This window comes from Novosphingobium sp. JCM 18896 (assembly GCF_025938095.1).
GTDB lineage: Bacteria > Pseudomonadota > Alphaproteobacteria > Sphingomonadales > Sphingomonadaceae > Novosphingobium.
On sequence record NZ_JAPCZF010000005.1, the window covers coordinates 502,163 to 527,140 of the forward strand.

Here is a 24,978-nt window from a genome sequence, read left to right on the forward strand (position 1 = left end):
TCGTCGGCGGCTAGATCGCGGGCATGACCACGACCGATCCCCGTCTCGCATCCTATCTGGACCGCATCGGGCGTGCCGCCGTGCCGACGCTCGACGCCGCCGGGCTCCTGCAAGTGCTGGCGGCGCATCGGCAGGCGATCGCCTTCGAGAACCTCGACATTCCCCTGGGGCGGGGGATCGCGGTCGATGGCGACAGCGTATTCGACAAGCTCGTCGCGCGGCGGCGTGGCGGTTACTGCTTCGAGCAGAACCGCCTGTTCTCCGACATGCTGGCGGCGCTCGGTTTCGCCAACCGACCCTTGCTGGCGCGCGTCTGGCTGCAGGCGGTGCCGGGCGTTACGCCGCCGCGCACGCATGTGCTGCTGCTGGTCGATGTGGGTGGCGAAGACTGGATCGCCGACGCCGGGTTCGGCGGCAGTTTCGTCCCGCCACTGCGCCTGGTCGACGGGGCCGAGGGGCACACGCCGGACGGCGCCGCGCACCGGCTGCGGCGTCTGATGCCGGAGGACGGCATGGCCGGCGAATGGCTGCTCGAGCGGGCAGGGCCCGTCGCCGCCACCGACGGCCGCTCGGCTCCCCACGAGGACTGGCAGCCGCAGTACAGCTTCGAGCTAGGCCAGGTCGCACCGATCGATCTCGAGCAGGCCAATCACTGGACATCGACCCGAGCCGAAACGCGTTTCACCACCTTGCACGTGGTCAGCCGCGTGCTGCCCGACGGTTTCGCGGCGATGAGCGATCGCCGGCTGACGATCTACCGCGGCGGCGAGACCGAGTTCCGCGCAATCGAGGACGCCGCCGAATATGCCACGACGCTGCGCGACGTCTTCGGCCTCGATATCCCCGCGTCCGAGCTTACCCGGCTGCGGATATTCGCTGGGTGAGGTTGCCCGCCCGCCGCGATTTGCCTATCGCGCCCGTCGATTGAAGGAGTTTTCCGAATGGCCAATATCAAGCTTTCCCTGACCGAAGACGAGGCCGAGATGATCGCCGACGCGCTCGAGGTCGACATGGAGAACTATGCCGAGGCCGCCAAGGAAGCCCGCGGCAACAACCAGCGCGACGACGCCAAGACCTTCACCGAAGCCGCCGAGCGCATCGCCGCGCTGCTGGGCAAGGTGCGCGCGCTGCTCGAAGACTGAGGGAACTTCTCCCGGCGTCGCGTCTTCCTTTCCGCAAAAGGAGATTTCGATGCTTGGTAAATTGATCGCGGGTATCGCTGGCCAGCAGGTCGCCGAACGCCTGGGTAGTGGCAACGGCGCCAAGGGCGCTGCCATGGGCGTTCTGGCGGCGACGATCGCACGCCGCCTCGGGCCGGCCGGCATCATCGCCGCGCTGGCCGGTGGCTATCTGCTCAAGAAGCATAGCGAGAAGCGCCAGGATGCCGCGGTTCCGCCGACCTACGGCGCGGCTCCGGGCTGACGCCTAGACTTCGCGCAGCCGCGGCATCAGCTCGACGAAATTGCAGGGACGGTTGCGGCTGTCGAGTTGCTCGGCAAGGATCTGGTCCCAGCCGTCCTTCACCGCGCCGTTCGAACCGGGCAGGGCGAAGATGTAGGTGCCGCGGCTGAGCACGGCCATCGCGCGAGACTGCACCGTCGACGTGCCGATCGACTTGAAGCTCAGCCAGCGGAACAGCTCGCCGAAACCGGGAATGTCCTTTTCCTTGACGCGGTCGAGCGCCTCGGGAGTGACGTCGCGGCCGGTCAGGCCCGTGCCGCCGGTCGTTACGATGCAGTCGATGCGCGGATCGTCGATCCAGTTGTTGAGCCGCGTCACCAGCCGATCGACCACGTCCTTCTCGATCGCGCGCTCGACCAGCGTGTGGCCGGCGCCGACGACTCGGTCGGCGAGAACCTTGCCCGACGTATCGTCGTCGAGCGTGCGGGTATCGGAAATCGTCAGAACCGCGATGTTGATCGGGGTGAAGGTCCGGCTCGTGTCAACGGGCACGCACGACCGCCCCGTTCGCCGCCATGCGCACGGCGTTGGAACCGGTGAGGCCCGGGAAGGTCGGCCACATGCCCTGGACCAGCGCGACGCGGCTTTCCGAAGGTCCGCCGGCCTGGCGCTCGTACATCCAGTAATTGCGCATGACGATGTTCACGTAGCCGCGCGTTTCCCAATAGGGCACCGACTCGATCCACAGCAGCGGATCGCCTTGGTCCTTGATCTCGGTGTTCCAGCGGCTGATCGGCAGGACGCCGGCGTTGTAGGCTGCCATGACCTTGGGCAGCAGACCCTGGGTGCAGTTCTGGTCGCGCAGCATGTTGAGATGGCGCTGGCCGAAGGCGAGGTTGACCTCGGGCTTGTTGAGATCGCTGGCATTGCCCGTGTAGCCGAGCGTGCCCGCATGGTCCTTGGCCGCGGCGGGCATGATCTGCATCAGGCCGCGCGCACCCGCGGGGCTGACGACCGAGGCGCGGAACACCGATTCCTGCAGCGCATGAGCATAGACCAGCGCGGGATCGACCTGCCAGCCGCCGACGGGCGTCCACTTCGGCGTGGGGAAGCGCGTCGCCGGCTCGGGCTTGCCGCCGGCCGGCGCATTGTAGGCCATCCACAGCTGGGTCGAGGGCAGGCCGAGATCGCGCGCGAGGCGGGTCAGCGGCTGATACTGATCGGCCGACCCGATGCGCGCCTGGTGGCGCAGGACTTCGTCGGCGAGCGCATCCTGGCCGATCTCGGCGAGGCCGACCGCGACGCGGACGTTGCCGCTGTCGCGCAGGCGCTGCCAGTCGTTCTGGGTGAAATCCGCTTCGCCGTGCTGCTCGGGCAGCTTCATGCCGAGTTGTTCGGCCGCGAGCATGCCGTAGAGCGTCTCGTCGCGCGCGGCGGCCATGCGCAGCGGCGCGGCGGCTTCCTCGGGCTTGCGGCAACGCACCAAGGCGCGGCTCTGCCAGTAATAGGCGGCCGAGCGCAGTTCGGCGTTGTCGGCCCGCGCGGCGGTGTTCTTGAAGGCGTCGGACGCGCCCTGGCAGTCGCCCAGGCGCCAGGCGGCGAGACCGGCAGTCCACCAGGCTTCGCCGACCCATTGGCCGGCACCCTGGGTCGCGAGCTGAGCCAGGCCGTAAGCCTCGGTGTCCTGGTTCTCGATGTAGAACGACCAGGCGACGCGCTGGCGCCACTCGGCGCGCGCGGAATCGGATAGCGTGGCGTCGACGCCGTCGAGCAGCGTGCGCGCGCCCAGCGGATCGTCGTTCTTGATCTTGTCGAGAATGCCCGCGGCGATCGCGGCGGGCATCGTGCCGTCCTCGACGCTGCGCGGACGGATGCGCTTGGCCACGCTCGGCAGGCTGACCAGCGGCTGCGCGCCGGGCAGCGAGGGCATGGCGCCGGCGCCGCGCGTCATCGCCAGACGGGCGATCTGCTCGGATTGCGGCAGGCTGGTGCCCTTGGCGAGCCAAGCGCTGAGCTGGCCGAGCTCGATACGCGGGCTGCCCGAGGCGAGGTAATATTCGGCGAGGGCTTCCTGGTGGAGCGGGCCGTCTTCCTTCTGCGCGAACAGAGCCTGGACGCGGGTCCAGTCCTTCTTGTCGATCGCGCTGAACAGGTCGCGGTAATAGGCGCGTTCGTCCTGGCTGAGCAGCGAGGGCACGGCCGTGCGGTCCGCGCGCGTGCGGAAATAGTCGACGGCGGCGCTGTTGGCCTGGGCGGGGGCGCTTCCGAGCGCAAAGGCGCTGGCTACGGCGAGACCCAAGGTCAGCGCCTTTGCTTTCGCAGCGAATGTCACTTTAGCGTCCGATTCCTATTCCGTCCCCGGCTCTGGAGGATCTGGCCTGATCGTCTAGGCCTGCGTCCAGTCGAGCCACCCTTGCCACAGCCCAGCTTTCCAGCGCGGTCGTTCGAGCAAGGCAGACAAGCTCTTACCCGCAAGCAGGGGAATGGTCAGACCCTCATGGTTAATTTCGCGTAAAACGGCAGGACTATGCGCCGGATCGTTGCCCAAGAGCGGTAGGATGTTGCTTCCGAGTGCGATGACCCGTTGCGGTGCGGCCAGTCCGACGTGGTGCATCAGGAGTCCACCGAAGCCTTTGTCGGCCAGCGCCGGCCAGTCGGCCATCGGCATGTTGCGCGGCAGGACGCTCGCTAGATAGATGCTTTCGGGCGCAATCCCCATCGCCGCGAGCATCGCGTCGAGCAGCTTGCCCTGCGGCCCCGACAGCAGTCGATCGGTATCGTCGCGCTCGGGCTCGGGCACGATGACCATGAACGCGGCGCCCTTGCTGCCGCGCGGCGCGACACGGCCGCTGGTGCGGCCATCGTCGAGCATGGCCTCGCTGAGCCACCATTCGTGGAATGTGGCGAGGTCCTGCGGCCAGGTGCCGCGGTCGATCGTCGGCTTCGGCGGCGGGGGTGGCGCTTCGGCGACGACGGGACGACGGGCAGCTTGCTTCGCCTCGGCCTCGGTCGGCGCCAGCCAGCGGTTCGGCTCCTCGGCGAAATCGCAGTCGACCCCGGCATCGCGCCACCAGTCGAGCGCGGCTGCGATTTCGTCACCGATGCCGGGTTTCGCCGCAAGTTCCATCCGCCGGGTCTTGACCTCCCCGCCCGTTCCAATCAAGGCGCAGGTGAATTTAATTGCACGATTAGTGTAATGTACAGGGGTCGGCCCACCAGGGCCGGGAGAAACAGGACAGGACAGATGAGCGAACGGGAATCGATGCCCTATGACGTCGTGATCGTGGGCGGCGGGCCGGCAGGCCTGGCGACGGCGATCCGGCTGAAACAGCTCAATGCCGACCTTGCGGTCTGCATCCTCGAGAAGGGGTCCGAGATCGGCGCGCATATTCTGTCGGGCGCCGTGGTCGATCCGCGCGCGCTCGACGAGCTGCTGCCGACCTGGCGGGATGACGGTTGCCCGATGGCGGAGACCCCGGTGACCGACAATTGGCACTGGTTCCTCACCGCCAACGGCAAGATGCCGATCCCGCACATCCTGATGCCGCCGTTCATGTCGAACGACGGCAATTATACGGGCTCGCTGGGCAACCTGTGCCGCTGGCTCGCCGGCAAGGCCGAGGAACTCGGCGTCGAGATATTCCCCGGCTTCCCCGCCGCCGAGATCCTCTATGACGACAAGGGCGCCGTAATCGGCGTCCAGACCGGCGACATGGGCGTCGGCCGCGATGGTGAGCACAAGGGCGACTACCAGCCCGGCATGAACCTGCTCGCCAAGTACACCGTGTTCTGCGAGGGCGCGCGCGGTCACCTGACCAAGCGGCTCAAGGCCAAGTACGATCTCGAGCGCGATTGCCAGCCGCAGAAGTACGGCCTCGGCATCAAGGAACTCTGGGACATCGATCCCGACAAGCACGTTCCCGGCCGCGTGCTCCACACCCAGGGCTGGCCGCTGTCGGAGAGCGGCAGTGGCGGTGGTGGCTTCCTCTACCACCAGGCCAACAACCAGGTGGCACTGGGCTTCGTCACGACGCTCGATTACGCGAACCCCTACGTCTATCCGTTCGAGGAATTCCAGCGCTGGAAGCAGCACCCGGAAATCCGCAAGATCCTCGAAGGCGGCAAGCGTGTGTCCTACGGCGCGCGTGCGATCAACGAGGGCGGTTGGCAGTCGGTGCCGCAGCTGGCCTTCCCGGGTGGTGTCCTCGCGGGCTGCTCGGCCGGCTTCGTCAACGTGCCGCGCATCAAGGGCAGCCACACCGCGATGAAGAGCGGTATGCTGGCCGCCGAATCCATCGCTGCCGCCGTCGCCGGTGGCCGCGAGCATGACGCGCTGAACGAGTTCGACGCCGCCGTGCGCGACAGCTGGATCGCCAAGGAGCTCAAGCTCGTCCAGAACGCCGAACCGCTGCTCGCCAAGTTCAACGGCGACATCTTCGGTGCGGCGCTGGCCAACGTCGACATGTGGCTGCGCTATCTGAAGCTGCCGATCTTCCCGGCGATGAAGCACCACACCGACGCTTCGGAAACCAAGCGCGCGGACCTGTTCCAGCCGATCCACTATCCCAAGCCCGACGGCGTGATCAGCTTCGACCGCCTGACCTCGGTCTCGTTCTCGTTCACCAACCACGAGGAAGACCAGCCGGTTCACCTGCTGCTCAAGGATCCGACGGTTCCGACCGAGATCAACCTGCCGGTCTATGCGGGCCCCGAGGCGCGCTATTGCCCGGCCGGCGTCTACGAATTCGTCGATCCCGACGGCGCGGGCCAGCGCCTGCAGATTAACGCGCAGAACTGCGTCCACTGCAAGACCTGCGACATCAAGGACCCGACCCAGAACATCGACTGGGTCGCGCCCGAAGGCGGCGGCGGGCCGAACTATCCGAATATGTGAGGGGGCTAACATCCTCCCCGGTACGGGGAGGGGGACCGCGACCCCGCAGGGGGCGTGGTGGAGGGGGCTCGCCGACGAGCGCAGCGCCCGCCCGAAAACCCCCTCCACCGCCTGCGGCGGTCCCCCTCCCCGTGTCGGGGAGGATTGAGTGCACGAAACCGCCTACGCCAAGATCAACCTCGCGCTCCACGTCCGCCGACGGCGCGAGGACGGCTATCACGAGCTCGAGACGCTGTTCGCCTTCGTCGACCAGGGCGACCGGCTGAGCGCCAGTCCCGCCGCGCGCGACGTGCTCCACGTCAAGGGCGAGTTCGCCGGCGCGCTCGACGATCCGTTCGGCAACATCGTCGCCAAGGCGCTGGGCAAGCTCAAGCATGTGCCCGGCTGGTCGGTCTCGCTCGAGAAGAACCTGCCTGTGGCGGCGGGGCTCGGCGGCGGTTCGGCCGATGCCGGCGCAATTTTCCGCATGGTTCGCCAATGGGGCGGTCTGCCCGAGAACTGGCACGAGATCGCCACCGCGCTCGGCGCCGACGTTCCCGCCTGCGTCGAGAGCGTGACCTGCCTCGGCACGGGCACGGGTACCGATCTCGCGCCGATCGAAGACGATCTCAAGGGCACGCCCGTCCTGCTGGTCAATCCGCGCGTGCCGCTGGCGACCGGACCGGTGTTCAAGGCCTGGGACGGGGTTGATCGCGGCGCAATGCCGAGCGGTAGCGCCCGCGACATCGCGCTTTCGGGGCGCAACGATCTCGAAGGGCCTGCGATCGGCCTGTGCCCACCTATCGCCGATGTTCTCGCGGCGCTGAACGACACCGCGCCGCTGATCGCACGCATGTCGGGCTCGGGTGCAACCTGCTTCGCGCTCTACGCGAGCGAGGCGGCGCGCGATGGGGCGGCGGCCGAGATCAATCCCGAGTGGTGGCAGATGGCAGGGAAGCTGCGATGAGCGATGCCTTCCGCCTCGTCGGTACGCCCCGCTTCGGCGGCATCCTCGTCGTTGCCGATCACGCCTCGAACCGCGTGCCCGACGACATCGACCTCGGCATCGATCCGGCGCTGCTGGCCCAGCACATCGCGGTCGACATCGGCGTGCGCGAGGTGGCCGAAGCCATGGCCGGGCAGGCGGGTGTCGCCGCCTTCCTGTGCAACACCAGCCGCCTCGTCTGCGACTGCAATCGCGACGAAGGTGCCCCCGCGATCGTGCCGATCGCCAGCGACGGTCATGCTATTCCCGGCAACGAACTGATCCATGCCGAGCGCGAGGCGCGGCTCGATCGCTTCTTCCGCCCTTATCATGCCGCGCTGGCCGACCAGCTGAACGCAGTGCCGCCCGCGCTGATCCTGTCGCTGCACAGCTTCACCCCGCAGCTCGCCAGCGATCCCGGCCAGCAGCGTCCCTGGCAGGTCGGCGTGCTCTACAACGAGGATGATCGCGCTGCGATGATCGCGATCCCGCTGCTCGAGGCCGAGGGGCTCGTGGTCGGTGACCAGCAGCCCTATTCGGGCAAATTGCTCAACGCGACGATGAACCGCCATGCGGAAGCCGAGGGCCGTCCCTATATCGGTATCGAAGTGCGCCAGGATGAAATCTCCGGCGAGCAAGGCCAGGCCGCTTGGGCGGAACGCCTGGGGCGAATTTGTAATAAAATTGCGATTATAATGGGTGAATGAGTTATTTTCTTCTTCACATAACGGTCTGTCTGCCCTAGGGCGCTGATACGAAATCACGGAGCCGAACCATGCCTGCCTATCGTTCCCGCACCACCACCCACGGCCGCAACATGGCGGGCGCGCGTGGCCTCTGGCGCGCCACGGGCATGAAGGACAGCGACTTCGGCAAACCGATCATCGCCGTGGTGAACTCGTTCACCCAGTTCGTGCCCGGCCACGTCCACCTCAAGGACCTCGGCCAGCTCGTCGCGCGCGAGATCGAGGCCGCGGGGGGGGTCGCCAAGGAATTCAACACGATCGCGGTCGATGACGGCATCGCCATGGGTCATGATGGCATGCTCTATTCGCTGCCGTCGCGCGACCTGATTGCCGATAGCGTCGAATACATGGTCAACGCCCACTGCGCCGACGCGATGGTCTGCATCTCGAACTGCGACAAGATCACGCCGGGCATGCTGATGGCGGCGCTGCGCATCAACATCCCCGTGGTCTTCGTCTCGGGCGGGCCGATGGAGGCCGGCAAGGTTGTGCTGCGCGGCAAGGAAGTCGCGCTCGACCTGGTCGACGCCATGGTCGCCGCCGCCGACGAGAAGTACACCGACGAGGAAGTGAAGACGATCGAGCGTTCGGCCTGTCCGACCTGCGGCTCGTGCTCGGGCATGTTCACCGCCAACTCGATGAACTGTCTGACCGAAGCGCTGGGCCTGTCGCTGCCGGGCAACGGCTCGACCCTGGCGACCCACGCCGATCGCGAGCGTCTGTTCCTCGAGGCCGGGCGCCTCGCCGTCGACCTCTGCCACCGCTATTACGAGCAGGACGACGCCAGCGCCCTGCCGCGCAACATCGCGACCTTCGAGGCTTTCGAGAACGCGATGAGCCTCGACATCGCCATGGGCGGTTCGACCAACACCGTGCTCCACCTGCTCGCCGCCGCGCACGAGGCGGGGGTGGACTTCACCATGACCGACATCGATCGGCTGAGCCGTCAGGTGCCGTGCCTGTCGAAGGTCGCGCCGGCCAAGCAGGACGTCCACATGGAGGACGTCCACCGCGCGGGCGGCATCATGGCGATCCTCGGCGAGCTCGATCGTGCCGGCCTGCTCAAGACCGACCTGCCGACCGTGCACAGCAAGACCATGGGCGACGCGCTCAACCGTTGGGACATCAAGCGCACCAACGAGGCGTCGGTGCAGGAGTTCTTCCGCGCGGCGCCGGGCGGCGTGCCGACCCAGGTCGCCTTCAGCCAGTCGCGCCGCTGGGAAGAGCTCGACACCGACCGAGAAGCCGGGGTTATCCGCTCGGCAGAACACGCTTTTTCGAAGGACGGCGGCCTTGCCGTTCTCTCGGGTAACATCGCGCTTGACGGTTGCATCGTAAAGACTGCCGGTGTCGACGAGAAGATCCTCAAGTTCACCGGCCCGGCGCGGGTCTACGAGAGCCAGGACGCGGCTGTTGCGGGAATCCTGGGCGGTGAAGTGGTGGCGGGCGACGTCGTCGTGATCCGCTACGAAGGGCCGCGCGGCGGGCCGGGCATGCAGGAAATGCTCTACCCGACGAGCTACCTCAAGTCGAAGGGCCTCGGCGCCGCCTGCGCGCTGATCACCGATGGCCGCTTCTCGGGCGGCACTTCGGGCCTGTCGATCGGCCACGCCTCGCCCGAAGCGGCCGAGGGCGGCGCGATCGGCCTGGTCGAGAACGGCGACACGATCGAGATCGACATCCCCGGCCGCACGATCCAGCTGGCCATCTCCGACGCCGAACTGATGAAGCGCCGCGCCGAGATGGAAGCCCGCGGCGACAAGGCCTGGCAGCCCGTGCACCCGCGCCCGCGCAAGGTCTCGGTCGCGCTCCAGGCCTATGCCGCCATGACCACCAGTGCCGCGCGCGGCGCCGTGCGCGACGTGACCCAGCTCAAGCGCGGCTGATGGGCCTTGGCCTTCGACGAGCTCAGGCTGAGCGGAGTTGGGTGGTCAGCCGCAACTCCCGCTCATGCTGAGCTTGTCGAAGCACCCGCACCTGATCTGCCTCATCGGGCTCCTCAGCGCCTGCTCCTCCCGGGTTGATGACGGTGCGAGAGGCGAAGATTCTGCCGAGAAGTTGCCTTGCGCCCTGCGAGGAGCCGAGGGCTTCGCCGCGAACTGCACTATCGAGCGTAATGGTGGTAAGTTCGTCATCCGCCATCCGGACGGCGGATTTCGCCGTTTCGAAGCCAACGGTGACAAGGTTTCCACGGCTGATGGAGCGCTTCCTGTGCAGGTGACCCCGATGATCGAAGGCGGCTTCGAGCTGAAAGTAGCTGGTGACCGATATCGGACCTTGCTCCCGGCTCCGACACATGCCGCCGCACGCTGACCAGATACTCACCGTCGCGCAGATGCGCGCGGCCGAGCAGGCGCTTATCGACGCGGGCTCCAGCGTTGATGCGCTGATGCTGGTGGCCGGCCGCGGCGCCGCCGACTGGGTCTGGCGGATCGCCGCGCATCACAAGGTCACCGTGCTTTGCGGCCCCGGCAACAACGGCGGCGACGGCTGGGTCATCGCCGAGGCCTTGCGCGAACGCGGCGGCAAGGTCGCGGTCGTGCCGGCGGCCGAGCCCAGGACCGAGGCCGCGCAAAAGGCGCGCGCGCTTTATCGGGGCGAGGTGCTTGCGGCAGATGCAGAGGTCCATGGCGACGTCTTCGTCGATTGCCTGTTCGGCAGCGGCCTGACCCGGCCGCTGAGCAGCGAGCACGTGGCGCTGATGAACCGGCTCGCCGCGAGCCACCGCCTGAGCCTGGCGGTCGATCTGCCCAGCGGCGTGGAATCGGACAGCGGCGCGCTGCTCAACGACGATCTTCCCGCCTTCGACCTGACCCTCGCGCTCGGCGCCTGGAAGTTCGCGCATGTGCTGATGCCGGCAAGCGCGCGGCTCGGCGCGCTGCGGCTGGTCGACATCGGTGTGGCGGCGGTCCCGGGCGCCGCGACCTTGCTCGGGCGCCCGCGGATCGCCGCACCCGCGGCCGATGCGCACAAGTACCGGCGCGGCCTGATCGCCGTGGTCGGCGGGGCGATGCCCGGTGCAGCGGTGCTCGCGGCGACGGCGGCGCAGGGGGCGGGGGCGGGCTACGTGAAACTCTTCGCGGATCACGTCCCACCCGTCGCGCCCGATCTCGTCGTCGCGACGGGCAAGCTGTCCGAGGTGCTGACCGATCCGCGCAACCGTGCGGTGCTCGTCGGCCCCGGGCTCGGCCGTGACGCCCAGGCACGCGAACGCCTCGCCACTGCGCTCGCCGATCCGGTACCGGCCGTGGTCGACGCCGACGCCCTGCTGCTCCTGAGCGCGCGCCAACTCGCCGAACGCCAGGCGCCGATCGTCGCGACGCCGCACGAGGGCGAACTGGCGGCGCTCGAGCAGACCTTTGGTTGTGATGGCGGCGGTACCAAGCCCGAGCGTGTCTTGGCTCTGGCCAAGGCAAGCGGGCTGGTGATCGTCGCCAAGGGGCCTGACACCGTGATCGCCGCGCCCGATGGCCGGCTTGCCTGCGCCGCGGGCGCTTCGTCGTGGCTGTCGGTCGCCGGCACGGGTGATGTGCTCGCCGGAACGATCGCCAGCCGGCTGGCGACGGGCGTCGAGGCCTTCCAGGCCGCGGGCGAGGGCGTCTGGCTCCAGGCCGAGGCCGCGCGGCGCGCGGGTCCGGCTTTCAGCGCGAGCGGGCTTGCCGCGTGCCTGTCCGATGCTCTAGCCGCCTGCCTATGAGCGAAACCGAAGAAATCCTGCGCATCGCCGCCAAGGGCGATGGCGTCACCGCGTCGGGGCGTTTTGCCTGGGGCGCGGCGCCGGGCGATCTGCTGCACGCCGACGGCACGCTCGAACGCGGTCCGCATCATATCGACCCTGCCTGCCGCCACTTCAGCCAGTGCGGCGGCTGCCAGCTCCAGCAGCTCGACGAAGAGAGCCTGACCGACTTCGTCGAGAAGCGCGTCTCCAACGCTTCGAGCAGCCAGGAACTCGGCGCCGAGCTGGTCGCGCCGCCGCATCTCTCGCCGCCGGGCACCCGCCGCCGTGCCTCGCTGCGTGCCGAGAGTTCGGGCGGGCGGATCGTCATCGGCTTCCGCGAAGCCAAGTCGCACCGGCTGGTCGAGCTGGCCGAATGCCCCGTCATGCTGCCCGAGCTCTTCGCGATTTTAGGACCCTTGCGCAAGTTGTTGATCCAGCTCGGGCAATCGGGTGGTCAGAGCAAGGGGCGCAACAAGAAGCCCGGCGGCAAGAACGCCATGCCGCGCATGGCCGCGGACATCGAGCTGGCCATGACCGAGCAGGGCGTCGACCTCGGCATCAAGGGGCTGACGGTCGAGGGGCTGCAGGCCAACGAACTGATGCTCGATTTCGCGCGCGATCATGGTCTCGCTCGGATGACGCTCGATCAGGGCTGGGGGCCGGAGACCTTGTGGGAGCCGGTACCGGTGACGGTCTCGCTCGGCGGTGTCAGCGTCGGTTTTCCGTCGGGCTCTTTCCTCCAAGCCACGCTCGACGGCGAGCAGGCGCTTGTCGCCGCGGCGCGCGAGTGGCTGGAGGGTGCGGCCACCGTGGCCGACCTCTTCTCGGGTCTCGGCACGTTTGCCTTTGCTCTCGCCAAGCCTGAAACCAAGGTCCTCGCGGTCGAGGCTGCGCGCGACGCGCATCTGGCTTGCAAGGCGGCTGCAGGGCGGGCGGGCCTGCCGATCCACGCGCTGCATCGCGATCTGTTCCGCAATCCGCTGCAGGTCGAGGAACTCGACCGCTTCGACGCCGTGCTGCTCGATCCCCCGCGCGCCGGCGCGCGCGAGCAGGTCGAGCGGCTGGCCGACAGCCGGGTGCCGCGGATCGTCTACATCAGCTGCAACCCGTCGTCCTGGTCGCGCGACGCGGCGCTGCTGGTCGAGGCTGGCTGGCGGCTCGTCGAATTGCGTCCTGTCGGCCAGTTCCGCTGGTCGACCCACGTCGAACTGGCCAGCCTGTTCGTCAAAACAGGTTCATGATCGCCAGCGCGACGAGCGCCATCAGCACGAAGCTCGACAGCGCGAAGACGAGGAAGCGCAGCTTGACCTTGTTGATCAGCACCTGGATCAGCGAGTGGATCACGCGCAGCGCGACATAGGCCCAGGCCAGTTGCAGCGCGAGGCCATCGCCCTTGCCGATGATGGCGAGCGTGATCGCCACCGCATAGAAGACCGTAGGGGCTTCGTGCAGGTGATTGTAATTATGCGCTTTCCACTGGACTTGTGGTGGCAGGATCTGATCGAGGCCCTTGGTCGTATCGTGGACCAGATCGTCGGGATCGACCTTGGCCGCGCTCAGCGCCGGGATGCGGGTGCCATAGAGCCAGAACCACATCACCATGGTCCAGGCCGCCAGCGCGACCACGGGTTGCAGGATCGTCATGCCGACCATTCCGTCTTCTCCTCCAGTCCTCTGGCGGAGACTGTTCGGCGGGCGGCGTGAAGTCAAATCCCGCGGGTCAGGGTGACCTGCTGGAAATAGCCGAGCGGGCCGCGCTGCGCATGGCATGACATCCCGCGCTGCGCGGCGATGTCCTGCGCCGCCGCGATCAGATCGAGCCGCGGCGTGACGTGGAACGCCGCGAGCCAGGCGCGCAGACCCTTGCGCAGCGGTGCGGGCAGCCCCGCGAGATCGCCAAAATCGACGACGTGGAGTGATCCGCCCGGTGCCAGCACCGCAGCGCCCTGGTCGAGCGCGGCGCGCCAGTCGGGGATCATCGACAGCGCATAGGACAGGATCGTGCGGTCGATCTCGGCGCGGCCGAACAGGGCCTGCGAGCAGAACGCCGTGGCGTCACCCTGCGCGAGCAGCGCCGAGCCGCCGAGCGTAGCGCGGGCGGACTTGAGCATCTCGCTCGACAGGTCGAGCCCGTGGAGGACCGCACCCGGCCACTTTTTCGCCACCTGCGCGAGGTTGCGCCCCGTGCCGCAACCGATCTCGAGCACCGCCTGGCCTGGCCGGGCATCGAGCCCGGCGATCAGCCGGTCGCGGCCGAACAGGTAGTATTTGCGCGTCAGGTCGTAGACGTGGCGCTGGCCGCGATAGACCGAGTCCATCAGCGCGGCGTGATCGCGGGCGAGGCTGGCCGCCATCAGCGCAGCACGTAGAGGTGGACGCCGCCGTAGATCGACGAGCGATCGGCCTCGGTCGCCGCGCGCGATTCCGCCTCGGCGTAATGCCACTGCGACAGGACTGCATCGGATACGCGACCGGGCAGCAGGCTCGGCTCGGCGGCGGTGCGGAACAGCACGCGCGCTTCGGGGCGCGCCGTGCGGGTGATCTCGCGCCACAGGCGCGTCAGCGTGGCGTCGTCCATCCAGTCCTGCGCGTCGAGCAGGATGTAGCGGTCGAGGCTCGCCGCGGGCTGGGCGGCGAGGTGGTCGATGAAATTGACCTGACGCACGTCGAGGCGATCGATCCGCTGGCGCACGACATCGTAGTTCGCCTGGTGCAAGTAGGGCGGCAGCGAATGCTCGGGCTCGCGGCCATAGCCGCGGCCGAAGGCCTGCCAGGCGAAGTAATTGTCGTTGACCGGGAAGCCGCAGGCGAGCTTTTCCAGCCGCTTGCGCAGGACGTCGGCCATGCGGTCGTCGCCGGCGAGCGCGGTGTATTGCGCAGGCGGGATGCCGAGCCCGAACAGCGAGGCGGGGCGGTCGGTCAGCCAGCGGACGAAGCGGCGGTCGAAGATCGGAGCGAACTTCTCTTCGAAGACGCGGCGCTGGTCCTCGATCGTCTCGGCCTCGAGGATCTCGCGCGGGTCGATCTTGTATATCTTGGCAAGAAAGTGCGCCAGGCCAATGAAATTACCCAGCAATCCACGCTTGTAGATGCCGTTGGCGAAGCCGCCGATGCGCTTGCGGCCGACGAGGTCGCGGCCTTCCCAATAGCGCTGGGTTGCGGCATCGAGCTGCGGGGCGAGCAGGCGGCGATAGGTCTCGACGTTCTCGGGATGGTCGGCTTCAGCACAGAAGCGGCGCAGCGCGTCGTAGTCGGGCAGGTGGCGGACCGCGGCGATCTTGAGCCGGCCCAGCGCGAGGTGGGCGGCGTTGAGATCGACCGCGGTAATCCGTTCGGGATCTGCGGTGAGGTAGGACAGCGCGTTGCACGAGCCGCTGGCGATGGTGACGATCCGGCTGTCGGGCCGGATCTGCAGCGCCTTCATGTCGACCACGGGATCTTCCCAGATCTGGGCATAGACCAGGCCCTTGAACGCGAAAGCGAAAGCCTTGTCGAGCAGCTTGCCGCCGGGATTGGCGTCGTGGCGGACGACCGCCTGGGTGACGAGCCCGGTGTTGGGGGCCTTGGCGGGTTTCGGCATGGTCGGACACCTCGAATCGCGTGTGCGGTGCCGCTCAATTGCGCTTGGCGCATGACCGTTCGGTGACGGTGTTGAGATGTCATGGAACGGGCCTATATGCGCCTGTCTGGCCCTGGTTCCATCGGGCCGAAGGAGATGCGCTTTGAGCAAGGTTCTGGTTATCGGCGCGGGCGGCGTCGGTTCGGTCGCGGTCCACAAGATGGCGATGAATCCGCAAATTTTCTCGGACGTGCATCTCGCCAGCCGGACGAAGTCGAAGTGCGACGCGATAGCCGAATCGGTCAAGCAGCGCACCGGCCAGGCGGTCAGCACCTATGCGATCGATGCCGAGGACGTGCCCGCGCTGACCGCGCTGATCCAGCAGATCGGCCCCAAGCTCGTCGTCAACCTGGCGCTGCCCTACCAGGACCTGACGATCATGGACGCCTGCCTCGCCGCCGGCGTCGACTACATGGACACGGCGAACTACGAGCCCAAGGACGTCGCCAAGTTCGAATACCACTGGCAGTGGGCCTATCAGGACCGCTTCAAGGAAAAGGGCCTGATGGCGCTGCTCGGCTCGGGTTTCGATCCGGGCGTGACCTCGGTCTTCGCGATGTGGCTGAAGAAGCACAAGCTCAAGACCATCCGCACACTCGACATCCTCGACTGCAACGGCGGCGATCACGGCCAGGCCTTCGCGACCAATTTCAATCCCGAGATCAACATCCGCGAAGTCACCGCGCCGGCGCGTCACTGGGCGAAGGGCGAGTGGGTCGAGACCCCGGCGATGACGATCCGCCAGAACTTCGACTTCGACGCCGTTGGCCCGAAGAACATGTACCTGATGTACCACGAGGAGCTCGAAAGCCTCGCCAAGTTCATCCCCGAGCTCGAGCGCGGCCGCTTCTGGATGACCTTCGGCGACGCCTATATCCAGCACCTGACCGTGTTGCAGAACGTGGGCATGACGCGGATCGACCCGGTGATCTACAACGGCCAGGAGATCATCCCGCTGCAGTTCCTCAAGGCGGTCCTGCCCGAGCCGGCCTCGCTCGGCCCGACGACCCAGGGCAAGACCAACATCGGCGACATCGCGACCGGTGAATCGCTCGACGGTTCGGGCGACAAGACCTTCTATATCTACAATATTTGCGATCACGAGGACGCCTATCACGAGACCGGCAACCAGGCGGTGTCCTACACCACCGGCGTGCCGGCGATGATCGGCGCGGCGATGATGCTGACCGGCGCCTGGAAGGGCGAGGGCGTGTTCAACATGGAGCAGTTCGATCCCGATCCCTTCATGGACATGCTCAACCAGCATGGCCTGCCCTGGCAGGTGAAGGAACTGGCGGGGCCGCTGCAGTTCTGACGAAGGAGGCTCGCCCGCCGTGTTCAAGCCGAACGGCTATCCCGCGCTCTCGCCCTATGTGATCCTCCAGGATCCCGAGGCCACGCTCGCCTTCGCCGAGGCAGCGCTCGGGGGCGAGCTGCTGCGGCGGGTCGAGGATGAGACGGGGCGGATCCGCCACGCCGAGATCCGCGTCGGTGAGGTCGTGCTGATGATCGGCGGCGCCCTGGCCGACTGGCCGGCGCAGGAGGCTCATCTGCACCTCTACGTGGCCGACGTCGACGCGACCTATGCGCGCGCGCTCGCACTGGGCGCGACGGTGGTGCAGGCGCCCGAGACGAAGGACGATGCCGACCGCCGCGGCGGCTTCCGCGATCCCGGCGGCGTCACCTGGTGGGTGGCGACGCAGGTCGATCCCGACTGATGGCGGCGAGGGTCGACTTCTGGTTCGATTTCGCTTCGACCTATTCGCATCTGTCGGCGTACCGGATCGGGCGTGAGGCGGCGGCGCGTGGCGTTACGGTGCGCTGGCGGCCGTTCCTGCTCGGACCGATCTTCGCGGCGCAGGGTTGGACTGACTCGCCGTTCAATCTGCAGCCTGTGAAGGGCCGCTACATGTGGCGCGACATGGCGCGGCGGGCCGAGCGCTTCCGCGTTCCGTTCCGCGGCCCCGATGCCGCCGAGCAGTTCCCGCGGCGTAGCCTGCTGGCGGCGCGCGTGGCGCTGGCCGTGCTCGACGAGCCCTGGGGCGAAGACTTCTGCCGCGCGGTGTTCGCGGCCGAATTCGCCGACTGGCAGGACATCGCCGATCCCGTGGTGATCGACGCCTGCCTGGCGCGGGCGCGCGGCAGCACGGAGGGCTTTGCCGCCGCCGAGGTCGGCGATGCGCAGAAGGCGGCCTTGCGCGCGAACGGCGAGGAAGCCGTGGCGCTGGGCCTGTTCGGTGCGCCGAGCTTCGTGGTCGGCGACGAGATTTTCTGGGGCGACGATCGCCTCGAGGACGCCCTCGACTGGGCAGTGAAGGACTAGACGATGGAAACCAGAGCCGGCGATCCGGGCGCTTTCGCGCAGTTCGACCTTCAGCGGGTCGACAGCCCCTCCTTCGTGGTCGACGCGGCGCGGCTGCGCCAGAACCTGCGCATTCTCGCCGAGGTCCGCGATGCAGCCGGGATCAAGATGCTCTCGGCGCTCAAGGCCTTCTCGATGTGGAGCGTGGCGCCGCTGATCGGCGAATACCTCGACGGCGTATGCACCTCCGGCCTCTGGGAAGCGCGGCTCGCGGGCGAGTTCTACGACGGCGAGATCGCCACCTATTGCGCGGCCTACAAGCCCGAGGACCTGCCCGAGATCTGCCGCCTGTCGGACCACCTGATCTTCAACTCGCCGGGCCAGATCGAGCGCTTCTGGCCGATTATCGAGGCCGCGCGCGCGCGTGGCGATCACTTCGATATCGGTTTACGAATCAATCCCTTGCATGCCGAAGGTGAGGTTCCACGTTACGATCCCTGCGCGCCGCGCTCGCGGCTCGGCTTCCCGATCGACCAGTTGACCGAAGATCACATCGCCATGGTCGACGGCATCCACATGCACACCTTGTGCGAGCAGGACTTCGAACCGCTCCAGCGCACCTGGGACAAGGTCTTCGACTTCCTCGAACCGCACTTCGGCGAGTTCAAGTGGCTCAACCTCGGCGGCGGCCACCACATCACACGCGCCGACTACCAGCGCGAGGAACTCGTCGGCTTCCTGCGCGACATGGCCGAGGACACCGGCGCCGAGATCTACATGGAGCCGGGCGAGGCCGTGGCTCTCGACGCGGGCATCCTCGTCGGCACCGTGCTCGACACGCATTGGAACGGCATGGATCTGGCGATCACCGACGTCTCGGCGACCTGTCACATGCCCGACGTGATCGAGGCGCCCTATCGTCCGGCCATGCTCGGCGAGCTTCCGATCGACCGCGACGTCGACGAGGCTCCTGAAGGCGTGACGCGGCTCGGCGGCCCCTCGTGCCTCGCGGGCGACGTCATCGGCGACTATGCGCTGCCGGTTCCGGCCGAGCCCGGCGCGCGCTTCGCCTTCCTCGACCAGGCGCACTATTCGATGGTCAAGACCACGACCTTCAACGGCGTGCCGCTGCCCTCGATCTGGCTGTGGGACAGCGAGACCGACGATCTCGAACAGGTCCGTCGTTTCGACTACGAGGATTTCCGCGGGCGTCTGAGCTGAGTCACAGATCCTCCCCTGCAAGGGGAGGTGGCAGGCGCGCAGCGTCTGACGGAGGGGTGTCCCCCTCTCGATAGCAGGACACCCCTCCACCACCAGCTACGCTGGCGGTCCCCCTCCCCTTGCAGGGGAGGATCTAGGCGGGCTATCCCGTTGACGCCGGCGTGAAATTCCCGCGTGGCGCTTCGTTCAGTCGCTTGGCGAGATCGGCCAGGGTGCCGAACTGGTCGATCGTGCGCACCAGCAGTTCGCGGTCCTTGCTCGCCTCGATGCCGCCGCTCTCGAACAGGTCCTTCGAGTCGATCAGGATCAGCAGCTCGCCGCCGCAGAACAGGCAGCGCAGGTTCGAGCCGGCGAAGGCCTGCTCGACCGCGGTCAGACGCTCGATGTATTCGGGGTGGACGAGGAAGCGCGCCTCGACCGGATCGTCGCCCCAGACGGTGAAGCGTGCCTCGAAGGTCTGGTCGACCATGTCGCAGCGGCCCAGGATCAGGCCGCCGAGCTTGATCTCCTCCTTTTCGCCGCCGAACCACTTCTTGCGTGCGCCGTCGCGCTCGACCAGCGTGGTGCCGTGGAAGCGGCGGGTGAAGCCGACCGACAGCACGACGCCGCGGAACACGGTGCGCCACTTGGTCTTGCCGTCGTCCTCGTATTCGACCTCGCAATGGGCCTCGTAGACGCGGAAGGGCAGGGCGCCGATCGCGCCCGACCAGCCGTCTTCGAAGCTCGCGCGGTCGTAGCCGGGGGCCAGGCCGAACTTGCGCGCACGCGTCCATTCCTCGCCCGTCGCGGGTTCCATCGCATAGGTCAGGCCCAGCGCCTCGGCGATCGCGCCGTTGATCCCGCCCTTGATCGTCTTGGTCAGTTCGGTCTTGGCCATCTCGCCCCAGACCCAGCCGCCCAGGCCGATGAAGCCGCCGAACCAGAAGCCGGCTTCGGGATCCCTGGCCAGCAGCATGATCACGAAGCCGATGCCGAGCGCGGCATAGAGCGTCAGGCGCCGGCGATGCTTGACCTTGGCCTTGACCGTGTCGCGCGCCTCGCTCTGGCTCGCCAGCCACTGGCCCAGCGGACCCGCGAGCAGGACATCGGGATCGGGCCGCTCGATCATCGCGCTTGCCCTTCGGCGGCGATTTGATAGCCCTTCGCAAGGGCTTGGAGCTTCAAGGGGAAAGCGGACATGGCAATGATCGTCGTCGTAATCGCCATCGTGGTGGTTCTCGCGCTGATCCTGATCGGCATCTATAACCGGCTCGTGGCGCTCCGCCAGACCTGCCGGCAGGGCATGGCCGACATCGACGCGCAGCTGCGCCAGCGCAACGACCTGATCCCCAACCTGGTCTCGACGGTGAAGGGCTATGCCGCGCACGAGCAGGAGACCTTCGAGCAGGTGATCTCGGCGCGCAACCGGGCTGCGGGCGGCGGCGGGGCCGAAGCGGAGAAGGAGCTCAACGGTGCGATCGGCAAGCTGATGGCGCTGGGCGAGGCCTATCCCGATCTCAAGGCCAGCGCGAACTTCCAGTCGCTTCAGGGCGAGCTCGCCGATACCGAAGACAAGCTCGCCGCGGCGCGCCGCGCGCTCAACAGCGCCTCGGCGCGCTACAACGCTGCGCGCGAGAGCTTTCCCGCGGTGCTCTTCGCTGGAGGCATGGGATTCGAGCCCTTCGCCTTCCACGAACTCGCGGCCGACGAGCGTGCCACCGTCGGTGCGGTGCCGAAGGTCTCGTTCTGAGTCTCGCGATCGCCGACGAGTCGCCGTATTTGCACCCCAAATCGTCGTTCGACATTGGTCTAATCGACGTCTGGGCACGCCGAAAACTGTCATATATGTCATTGGTTTGACGTGATTTGTTGAGTGAATCCAACATTGTGGCATTTCTGTGAAAATGGGGGCCCATTTTCACTTGCAGTTCACCACCACGCCCCTATATCGACCCCCCGCTGCCCCATGGGGACTTCCAATAACCGCAAGGCAGCCTTGTCCATCTAACCGTGTTTTTGGGGGTCCCTTGAGTTGCACATTCACCAAGACGCATCGGCTGTAGCGCGCACCTTCGCGCCTGACGAACCGGTCCTTCTGAACCGCCCGCAAGCCGCGGCGCGGGCAGCACGGTTCTTCGTCGAAAAGTTCCCGGGCAAGTCGCTCTATGCGGTGAAGGCTAATCCTTCGCCCGAGCTGATCCGCGTGCTGTGGGATTCGGGCGTGACGCATTACGACGTCGCCTCGATCGCCGAAGTGCGCCTGGTTCGCGAGACGCTGCCCGAGGCCGAGCTGTGCTTCATGCACCCGGTCAAGCCGGCGGCCGCCATTGCCGAGGCCTACAAGGTCCACGGCGTGCGCACCTTCAGCCTCGACAGCCACGAAGAGCTGGCCAAGATCGTCAAGGCGACCGCCGACGAGAACGGCGAGCCCGCGACCGACCTGCGTCTCTGCGTGCGCCTGCGCGTCTCCTCCGAATATTCGGAGCTGAGCCTGGCCTCGAAGTTCGGCGTCGATCTGGCCGATGCGGCGCCGCTGCTCCAGGCGACTCGTCAGGTCGCCGACTGGCTCGGCATCTGCTTCCACGTCGGCAGCCAGGCGATGACGCCCTTCGCCTATGTCCAGGCGCTCGAGCGCGTCCGCGCGGCGATCGTCGATGCGTCGGTCACGGTCGACATCATCGATGTCGGCGGGGGCTTCCCCTCGGTCTATCCGGGCATGGAACCGCCGCCGCTCGAGGACTACTTCGCCTCGATCCACCGCGCCGCCGAATCGCTGCCGGTGTCGTACTCGTCCGAGCTGTGGTGCGAGCCCGGTCGTGCGCTCTGCGCCGAGTACAACTCGCTGATCGTCAAGGTCGAGAAGCGCCGCGGCAACGAGCTGTTCATCAACGACGGTGCCTATGGCGCGCTGTTCGATGCCGCGCACCTCGGCTGGCGTTTCCCCGTCCGCTCGCTGGCACCGGTCCAGGGTGAGGCCGAGGAGGGCTTCGCCTTCTACGGCCCGACCTGCGACGACGGTGACTACATGAAGGGCCCGTTCCCGCTGCCCGCGGACATCGAGCCCGGCGACTACATCGAGATCGGCATGCTCGGGGCCTATGGTTCGGCCATGCGCACCGGCTTCAACGGCTTCGGCCAGGGCGCCGCGATCGAGGTGTCGGACGAGCCGATGTCGAGCCTCTACACGGGCCGCCGCGATCCGCGCGTGTCGGACAACGTCGTCTCGCTGCGCTGAACCGCTAGCCATCCAAACGAAAAGCCCCCGGGAGCCAAGGCTGCCGGGGGCTTTTTCGTTTCTGCGGTGCGGACCGTCAGGCGGCGCGCTGATCGATGTCGACGCGGCCGCCGACGATCTCGTCGAACTGCTCGATCGGCGCGGGCCGGCTGATCGCATAGCCCTGTATCAGTTCGCAGCCCTTGCGCTTGAGCATGTCGATCTGCACCTCGGTCTCGACGCCTTCGGCGAGGATCTCGACGTCGAGACCCTTGGCCAGGCCGATGATCGCCCGGATGATCGCGCGCGACTGCGGATTGGTCTCCATGTCGCGGATGAAGGTCTGGTCGATCTTGACCTTGTCGAAGGGGAACTGGCGGAAATAGCTGAGCGACGAATAGCCGGTGCCGAAATCATCCATCGAGATCTGCACGCCCAGCGCCTTGAGCGCGTTGAGGATCTTGAGCGCACCGTCGGCGTCCTTGACCAGCACGCCCTCGGTGATCTCGATGTCGAGACGGTGAGCCTCGAGCCCGGACCAGGCCAGCGCCGAGGCGACGATCTCGACGATGTTGCCCGTGGTGAACTGGACCGGCGAGAGGTTGACCGCGATCTTGAGACCGTTCGGCCAGCGCGCCGCCTCGCGGCAGGCCTCGCGCATGACCCATTCGCCGATCGGCACGATCAGGCCGGTCTCTTCGGCCAGCGGGATGAAGGTCGTGGGCGATATCTGGCCGAGCTCGGGATGGGTCCAGCGCAGCAGAGCCTCGAAGCCGATGATCTCGTCCGTGGTGAGGTTGGCCAGCGGCTGGTAATGAAGCTGGAGCTGACCTTCCTGCAGCGCGGTGCGCAGCTCCGCCTTCATGCGGAAGGCCTCGACCACCTGATCGTCCATGCCGCAGTCGAAGAAGCGGAAGCACGAGCGGCCGTCGCCCTTGGCGCGATAGAGCGCGAGATCGGCACGGCTGTGCAAGGTCTGGGCGTCGTGCGCGTTGGTCGGCGCATAGGCAATGCCGATCGAGGCGCCGATCGTGATCGTCTGCTCCTCGATCGTGAACGATGCGGACAGCTCCTCGATGATGTCCTCGGCCAGCTGCGAGGCGCGCGCCGGCGTGCGGTTGGTCAGCACGGCGAACTCGTCGCCGCCGAGGCGGGCGAGCAGTTCGCTCTTGTCGAGCAGCGCGCTGATGCGGCGCGTGACCTTGATCAGCAGCGTGTCGCCGATCGGATGGCCGTAGAGATCGTTGACCGGCTTGAAGCGATCGAGATCGATGCACAGCAGGCCCAGCGGTTGCGCCGCGTCGGCATCGGCGAGGCGTTGCTCGAGCGCGCGGTTGAAGGCCAGGCGGTTGCCGACGCCGGTCAGTGGATCGTGGGTGGCAAGGTGGGCGATGCGCGCCGCGGCGGCCTTGCGATCGCTGATGTCGCGCACGACGAGCAGGGTGCAGGGCTTGCCGAGCATGGAAGTTCGGCGCAGCGCGGCTTCGATGTCGAGCGGCTCGGCATCGGGACGCACGAGCAGCGTCTCGATGAACGGCGCCTCACGCTCGGCACCCGCGAGATCGGGGATAAGGTCGCCAAGCTCGATCTGTTCGGGGGCTTCGCCTTCGGCATAGCCGGCGAGCTTCCAGAATACGGCATTGGCATCGATGATACGGTCGTCCTCGAGCACGGCGAGGCCTTCCATCGCGGTGTCGGCGAACAGCTTCATGCGCTGTGCCTCTTCCTGGCCGCTTGTGATGATCCGACGCTCGGTCTTCAGCATGACCAGGCTGACGGTCAGCAGCGCGACGACGAAGGCGGAGACGACGATCGTCAGGCTCTGTGGGCTGATCGAGCTCGGCGAAATCACGACGCCAGGATCGGGCACGATCGTGATCGCCGACATCGAGCCGAAGTGGATCGCGGCGACGGCCAGGGTGAACAGCAGCGCCGGGATGACCGTGAGCCGCGTCTTGAAGCGGCCGAAGGTCCAGCTCGATGCGGCAACGAACAGCGCGCCGACGGTCGAGGCTGCCAGGATCGTCGAGAAGTCGTATTCGAGCCGGCCCGTCGTCTCGAGCGCGGCCATGCCGATGAAATGCATGGTCGAGATGCCGACGGTCATCTGCAGCGAGCCCCAGACGATCGAGCGGATGTTCATGGCCGCGAAGCAGACCGCGAAGCAGACCAGGAACGAAAGCGTGGTCAGCAGCGGCGAATAGGCGCTGGGCAGATGCGGCTGATAGGCGAGCATCGCGATGAAATGCGTGGCCCAGATGCCCGAGGCGACGACGAAGCCGATCATAACGCTCCAGCGACGCTGCGGCAGGGTGGCCATGCGGCGAATGTCGCCAGCCAGCGTGAAGCTCGTCAGCTCGGTGAAGAAGCAGATCGCGACCGCGACGAGCAGCAGGCGCAGATCGTGCTCCTGCGCGATGCAGCTATAGACCCTTAGCATTGTAGTTTCGCGACCTCTCTGCACCCCCAATCCCACTTGGGGGCGGACCGGTATTTACCTGCCCGTAGAAGACCCGATTAAAGGAAACTGGTGAATCAAATGGTAGGCGCCGCTCGCAGTTCTACCGAGAAGCCTACGACCTTGGTCTAACCGCGTTTGGCGTCGTCCCAAACGAGATCGGCCACGGCGATGCGAAGCTGCATGCGCCGTGGCCGATCTTGTCGAAACCGCGAAGGTTCAGAGAGTTAAGCCGCTTCGAGCAGTTCCATGTCGAGGCGTTCCCAGATCTCGACGAGCGCGGCGGTGAGCTCGCGCATCATCTCTTCGGAGTGGCTGGGACCGGGGGTGAAGCGCAGGCGCTCGGTGCCGCGCGGCACGGTCGGGAAGTTGATCGGCTGGACGTAGACGCCGTATTCGGCGAGCAGGATGTCGCTGATCTTCTTGGCCTTGACCGGATCGCCGACCATCAAGGGCACGATG

Annotated in this window: 25 protein-coding genes; 16 read left to right on the top strand and 9 right to left on the bottom strand. The window is 67.1% G+C overall.

The window, feature by feature from the left end:
• The first annotated feature begins 23 nt into the window (after positions 1–23).
• The 3 genes from OLX23_RS19555 to OLX23_RS19565 are packed head-to-tail and all read left to right on the top strand — an operon-like array spanning position 24 to position 1,422.
• Complete coding sequence (locus tag OLX23_RS19555; protein WP_264446737.1) at positions 24–884, top strand: arylamine N-acetyltransferase family protein; 861 nt, start codon at positions 24–26, stop codon at positions 882–884.
• 57 nt (positions 885–941) lie between these two features.
• Positions 942–1,142, top strand: coding sequence for a hypothetical protein (locus OLX23_RS19560; protein ID WP_264446738.1), 201 nt, complete (start codon positions 942–944; stop codon positions 1,140–1,142).
• Positions 1,143–1,191: 49 nt separating this feature from the next.
• On the top strand, positions 1,192–1,422 hold the full coding sequence (locus OLX23_RS19565) for a hypothetical protein (RefSeq protein ID WP_264446740.1): 231 nt from the start codon (positions 1,192–1,194) through the stop codon (positions 1,420–1,422).
• Positions 1,423–1,425: 3 nt separating this feature from the next.
• Here OLX23_RS19565 and moaB read toward each other — a convergent pair whose 3' ends face one another.
• From moaB to OLX23_RS19580, 3 genes are read right to left on the bottom strand one after another with little or no spacing between them, the layout of a single operon-like run.
• Positions 1,426–1,953 carry a molybdenum cofactor biosynthesis protein B gene (moaB, locus tag OLX23_RS19570; RefSeq protein ID WP_264446741.1) on the bottom strand — a complete coding sequence of 176 codons (528 nt, stop codon included), beginning with the start codon at positions 1,951–1,953 and terminating at the stop codon, positions 1,426–1,428.
• Complete coding sequence (locus tag OLX23_RS19575) at positions 1,943–3,733, bottom strand: lytic transglycosylase domain-containing protein (protein WP_264446742.1); 1,791 nt, start codon at positions 3,731–3,733, stop codon at positions 1,943–1,945. The genes moaB and OLX23_RS19575 overlap by 11 nt, the downstream gene beginning before the upstream one ends.
• Positions 3,734–3,787: 54 nt before the next feature.
• Positions 3,788–4,528 carry a hypothetical protein gene (locus OLX23_RS19580; protein WP_264446743.1) on the bottom strand — a complete coding sequence of 247 codons (741 nt, stop codon included), beginning with the start codon at positions 4,526–4,528 and terminating at the stop codon, positions 3,788–3,790.
• A 117-nt stretch (positions 4,529–4,645) separates the two neighbouring features.
• Here OLX23_RS19580 and OLX23_RS19585 point away from each other — a divergent pair, with 117 nt between their 5' ends.
• The 7 genes from OLX23_RS19585 (at position 4,646) to OLX23_RS19615 (ending at position 12,964) form a co-directional block, all read left to right on the top strand.
• On the top strand, positions 4,646–6,295 hold the full coding sequence (locus tag OLX23_RS19585) for an electron transfer flavoprotein-ubiquinone oxidoreductase (protein WP_264446744.1): 1,650 nt from the start codon (positions 4,646–4,648) through the stop codon (positions 6,293–6,295).
• A 148-nt stretch (positions 6,296–6,443) separates the two neighbouring features.
• Positions 6,444–7,241 (top strand): 4-(cytidine 5'-diphospho)-2-C-methyl-D-erythritol kinase, encoded by a 798-nt coding sequence (locus OLX23_RS19590; RefSeq protein ID WP_264446745.1) that lies wholly within the window; start codon positions 6,444–6,446, stop codon positions 7,239–7,241.
• Positions 7,238–7,966 (top strand): N-formylglutamate amidohydrolase, encoded by a 729-nt coding sequence (locus OLX23_RS19595; RefSeq protein ID WP_264446746.1) that lies wholly within the window; start codon positions 7,238–7,240, stop codon positions 7,964–7,966. The genes OLX23_RS19590 and OLX23_RS19595 overlap by 4 nt, the downstream gene beginning before the upstream one ends.
• Before the next feature lie 68 nt (positions 7,967–8,034).
• On the top strand, positions 8,035–9,891 hold the full coding sequence (ilvD, locus tag OLX23_RS19600; RefSeq protein ID WP_264446747.1) for a dihydroxy-acid dehydratase: 1,857 nt from the start codon (positions 8,035–8,037) through the stop codon (positions 9,889–9,891).
• Between the two features lie 64 nt (positions 9,892–9,955).
• Positions 9,956–10,318, top strand: a complete 363-nt coding sequence (locus OLX23_RS19605; protein ID WP_264446748.1) for a hypothetical protein — start codon at positions 9,956–9,958, stop codon at positions 10,316–10,318.
• On the top strand, positions 10,302–11,702 hold the full coding sequence (locus OLX23_RS19610) for an NAD(P)H-hydrate epimerase (protein WP_264446749.1): 1,401 nt from the start codon (positions 10,302–10,304) through the stop codon (positions 11,700–11,702). The genes OLX23_RS19605 and OLX23_RS19610 overlap by 17 nt, the downstream gene beginning before the upstream one ends.
• Positions 11,699–12,964 (top strand): class I SAM-dependent RNA methyltransferase, encoded by a 1,266-nt coding sequence (locus OLX23_RS19615; protein WP_264446750.1) that lies wholly within the window; start codon positions 11,699–11,701, stop codon positions 12,962–12,964. The genes OLX23_RS19610 and OLX23_RS19615 overlap by 4 nt, the downstream gene beginning before the upstream one ends.
• On the opposite strand, the gene OLX23_RS19620 is transcribed toward OLX23_RS19615, so the two are convergent.
• From OLX23_RS19620 to OLX23_RS19630, 3 genes are read right to left on the bottom strand one after another with little or no spacing between them, the layout of a single operon-like run.
• Positions 12,948–13,376, bottom strand: a complete 429-nt coding sequence (locus OLX23_RS19620) for an MAPEG family protein (RefSeq protein WP_264446751.1) — start codon at positions 13,374–13,376, stop codon at positions 12,948–12,950. The two genes, OLX23_RS19615 and OLX23_RS19620, sit on opposite strands and share 17 nt — an antisense overlap.
• Positions 13,377–13,429: 53 nt before the next feature.
• A complete protein-coding gene (locus OLX23_RS19625) occupies positions 13,430–14,077 on the bottom strand; it encodes a class I SAM-dependent methyltransferase (RefSeq protein WP_264446752.1) in 648 nt (215 codons plus the stop codon).
• Positions 14,077–15,303: a DUF3419 family protein gene (locus tag OLX23_RS19630; protein WP_264446754.1), complete on the bottom strand. Its 1,227-nt coding sequence runs from the start codon at positions 15,301–15,303 to the stop codon at positions 14,077–14,079. Before OLX23_RS19630 ends, OLX23_RS19625 begins: the two co-directional genes overlap by 1 nt.
• A gap of 142 nt (positions 15,304–15,445) precedes the next feature.
• On the opposite strand from OLX23_RS19630, the gene OLX23_RS19635 reads away from it, so the two are divergent.
• The 4 genes from OLX23_RS19635 to OLX23_RS19650 are packed head-to-tail and all read left to right on the top strand — an operon-like array spanning position 15,446 to position 18,865.
• Positions 15,446–16,657: a saccharopine dehydrogenase family protein gene (locus tag OLX23_RS19635; RefSeq protein ID WP_264446755.1), complete on the top strand. Its 1,212-nt coding sequence runs from the start codon at positions 15,446–15,448 to the stop codon at positions 16,655–16,657.
• A 19-nt stretch (positions 16,658–16,676) separates the two neighbouring features.
• Complete coding sequence (locus OLX23_RS19640; protein ID WP_264446757.1) at positions 16,677–17,060, top strand: VOC family protein; 384 nt, start codon at positions 16,677–16,679, stop codon at positions 17,058–17,060.
• Entirely contained in the window at positions 17,060–17,665 is a 606-nt protein-coding gene (locus OLX23_RS19645) for a 2-hydroxychromene-2-carboxylate isomerase (RefSeq protein ID WP_264446759.1), read from the top strand. The genes OLX23_RS19640 and OLX23_RS19645 overlap by 1 nt, the downstream gene beginning before the upstream one ends.
• A gap of 3 nt (positions 17,666–17,668) precedes the next feature.
• Positions 17,669–18,865, top strand: coding sequence for a carboxynorspermidine decarboxylase (locus OLX23_RS19650; RefSeq protein ID WP_264446760.1), 1,197 nt, complete (start codon positions 17,669–17,671; stop codon positions 18,863–18,865).
• 142 nt (positions 18,866–19,007) lie between these two features.
• Here the strand turns inward: OLX23_RS19650 and OLX23_RS19655 are convergent, their stop codons facing one another.
• Positions 19,008–19,973: a DUF3137 domain-containing protein gene (locus tag OLX23_RS19655; protein ID WP_264446761.1), complete on the bottom strand. Its 966-nt coding sequence runs from the start codon at positions 19,971–19,973 to the stop codon at positions 19,008–19,010.
• A gap of 69 nt (positions 19,974–20,042) precedes the next feature.
• Between OLX23_RS19655 and OLX23_RS19660 the strand changes: the two genes are divergently transcribed.
• A complete protein-coding gene (locus tag OLX23_RS19660) occupies positions 20,043–20,594 on the top strand; it encodes a LemA family protein (RefSeq protein WP_264446763.1) in 552 nt (183 codons plus the stop codon).
• A 282-nt stretch (positions 20,595–20,876) separates the two neighbouring features.
• The gene (locus OLX23_RS19665) at positions 20,877–22,079 is read left to right on the top strand and encodes a type III PLP-dependent enzyme (protein WP_264446764.1); all 1,203 of its coding nucleotides are present in this window, start codon (positions 20,877–20,879) and stop codon (positions 22,077–22,079) included.
• Between the two features lie 76 nt (positions 22,080–22,155).
• Here the strand turns inward: OLX23_RS19665 and OLX23_RS19670 are convergent, their stop codons facing one another.
• A complete protein-coding gene (locus tag OLX23_RS19670; RefSeq protein ID WP_264446765.1) occupies positions 22,156–24,498 on the bottom strand; it encodes an EAL domain-containing protein in 2,343 nt (780 codons plus the stop codon).
• A 245-nt stretch (positions 24,499–24,743) separates the two neighbouring features.
• Positions 24,744–24,978: aminotransferase class I/II-fold pyridoxal phosphate-dependent enzyme (locus OLX23_RS19675; RefSeq protein WP_264446767.1), on the bottom strand; the 235-nt coding region annotated here is incomplete at its 5' end.